This window comes from Sphingomonas sp. NCPPB 2930 (genome assembly GCF_042867205.1).
Lineage (GTDB): Bacteria > Pseudomonadota > Alphaproteobacteria > Sphingomonadales > Sphingomonadaceae > Sphingomonas.
The window spans coordinates 1-2,500 of record NZ_JBHZQU010000037.1 but is presented as its reverse complement, the minus strand read 5'-3'; the positions used below and the strand labels follow the sequence as shown (position 1 = coordinate 2,500).

General features: G+C 55.6%; 1 tRNA gene and 2 rRNA genes (1 of these 3 cut by a window edge). All 3 read left to right on the top strand.

Annotated features, from left to right (window positions below):
- Positions 1-2,081 (top strand): 23S ribosomal RNA (locus ACFX59_RS18145); it begins 742 nt to the left of the window's first position.
- A gap of 167 nt (positions 2,082-2,248) precedes the next feature.
- Positions 2,249-2,363, top strand: a 5S ribosomal RNA gene (gene rrf / locus ACFX59_RS18140).
- Between the two features lie 60 nt (positions 2,364-2,423).
- A tRNA-Met gene (locus ACFX59_RS18135) sits at positions 2,424-2,500 on the top strand.

Genomic DNA, 2,500 nt, shown 5'->3' with positions numbered 1-2,500 from the left:
GCGATCTATGCATGACCAGGATGAAGGTGCGGTAACACGCACTGGAGGTCCGAACCGATTAACGTTGAAAAGTTACCGGATGAGTTGTGCTTAGGGGTGAAAGGCCAATCAAGCCGGGAAATAGCTGGTTCTCCGCGAAAACTATTGAGGTAGTGCCTCGAGCGGACACCATAGGGGGTAGAGCACTGGATGGTTGCGGGGGTCGCGAGATCTACCAATACTAACCAAACTCCGAATACCTATGAGTGATACTCGGGAGACAGACGGCGGGTGCTAAGGTCCGTCGTCAAAAGGGAAACAGCCCTGACCTACAGCTAAGGTCCCCAAGTCGTGTCTAAGTGGGAAAGCATGTGGAAATCCCAAAACAACCAGGAGGTTGGCTTAGAAGCAGCCATCCTTTAAAGAAAGCGTAACAGCTCACTGGTCTAAACAAGGGTTTCTGCGGCGAAGATGTAACGGGGCTCAAGACACGCACCGAAGCTTAGGGTGTGCACGCAAGTGCACGCGGTAGCGGAGCGTTCCGTAAGCCTGCGAAGCGATCTGGTAATGGGTCGTGGAGGTATCGGAAGTGCGAATGCAGACATGAGTAGCGATAAAGAGGGTGAGATGCCCTCTCGCCGAAAGACCAAGGGTTCCTGCGCAAGGCTAATCCGCGCAGGGTGAGCCGGCCCCTAAGACGAGCCCGAAGGGGGTAGTCGATGGGAACCACGTTAATATTCGTGGGCCTGGTGGTGTGTGACGGATCTCGTGTGTTGTACGTCCTTATCGGATTGGACGTGCCTCGAAGAGGTCCCGGGAAATAGCCCCACCGTATAGACCGTACCCGAAACCGACACAGGTGGTCAGGTAGAGTATACCAAGGCGCTTGAGAGAAGTGTCCTGAAGGAACTCGGCAAATTGCCTCCGTACCTTCGGAAGAAGGAGGCCCCATGTAAGCGCAAGCTCTCATGGGGGGCACAGGCCAGGGGGTAGCGACTGTTTAGCAAAAACACAGGGCTCTGCTAAGTCGGCTTCAAGACGACGTATAGGGCCTGACGCCTGCCCGGTGCCTGAAGGTTAAGTGGAGGAGTGCAAGCTCTGAAATGAAGCCCAGGTAAACGGCGGCCGTAACTATAACGGTCCTAAGGTAGCGAAATTCCTTGTCGGGTAAGTTCCGACCTGCACGAATGGCGTAACGACTTCCCCACTGTCTCCAGGACATGCTCAGCGAAATTGAATTCTCCGTGAAGATGCGGAGTACCCGCGGTTAGACGGAAAGACCCCGTGCACCTTTACTGCAGCTTCAGAGTGGCATTGGACAAGAACTGTGTAGCATAGGTGGGAGGCTTTGAAGCATTGGCGCCAGCCGATGTGGAGCCATAGGTGAAATACCACCCTGTTGTTGTTTAATGTCTAACCTCGTACCGTGAAACCGGTACAGGGACCCTCTGTGGCGGGTAGTTTGACTGGGGCGGTCGCCTCCTAAAGAGTAACGGAGGCGCGCGAAGGTTGGCTCAGGCCGGTTGGAAACCGGCTGTTAGAGTGCAATGGCATAAGCCAGCCTGACTGCGAGACTGACAAGTCGAGCAGAGACGAAAGTCGGTCATAGTGATCCGGTGGTCCCTCGTGGAAGGGCCATCGCTCAACGGATAAAAGGTACGCCGGGGATAACAGGCTGATAACCCCCAAGAGCTCATATCGACGGGGTTGTTTGGCACCTCGATGTCGGCTCATCACATCCTGGGGCTGGAGCAGGTCCCAAGGGTTTGGCTGTTCGCCAATTAAAGTGGTACGTGAGCTGGGTTCAGAACGTCGCGAGACAGTTTGGTCCCTATCTGCCGTGGGCGTCGAAATTTGAGAGGAGTTGACCCTAGTACGAGAGGACCGGGTTGAACGTACCTCTGGTGTACCTGTCGTCGTGCCAACGGCGCAGCAGGGTAGCTATGTACGGACGGGATAACCGCTGAAAGCATCTAAGCGGGAAGCCTCCCTCAAGATAAGATTTCTCAGGACGGTCGAAGACCACGACCTCGATAGATCGGATGTGGAAGTGCGGTAACGCATGGAGCTAACCGATACTAATTGTCCTATTCGCGCTTGAGAGCTCCACACCCCCACCATCAGCCCTGGGCTAGATGGCAGGGTGCGGTCATCAATACAGCCAGTGCACGCATCGATTTTATACCCAATCCCCCGAAGCGAGGTCTCCTCCCCTCGGGGCCCCCGCCAAGTACCACTTGGTGGGGATTGTTATTCGCGGACTCTATTGCCTGGTGGCCATAGCGTCGGTGTCCCACCCGATCCCATCCCGAACTCGGCCGTGAAACCCGACTGCGCCAATGGTACTACTGCTCAAGCAGTGGAAGAGTAGGGCGTCGCCAGGCATTATAGTCCGCGTATACACACAAAACCCATTCACTTGTCCTTGCCCCTATACCCAGTGTCGCGGGGTGGAGCAGCCCGGTAGCTCGTCAGGCTCATAACCTGAAGGCCGCAGGTTCAAATCCTGCCCCCGCAACCA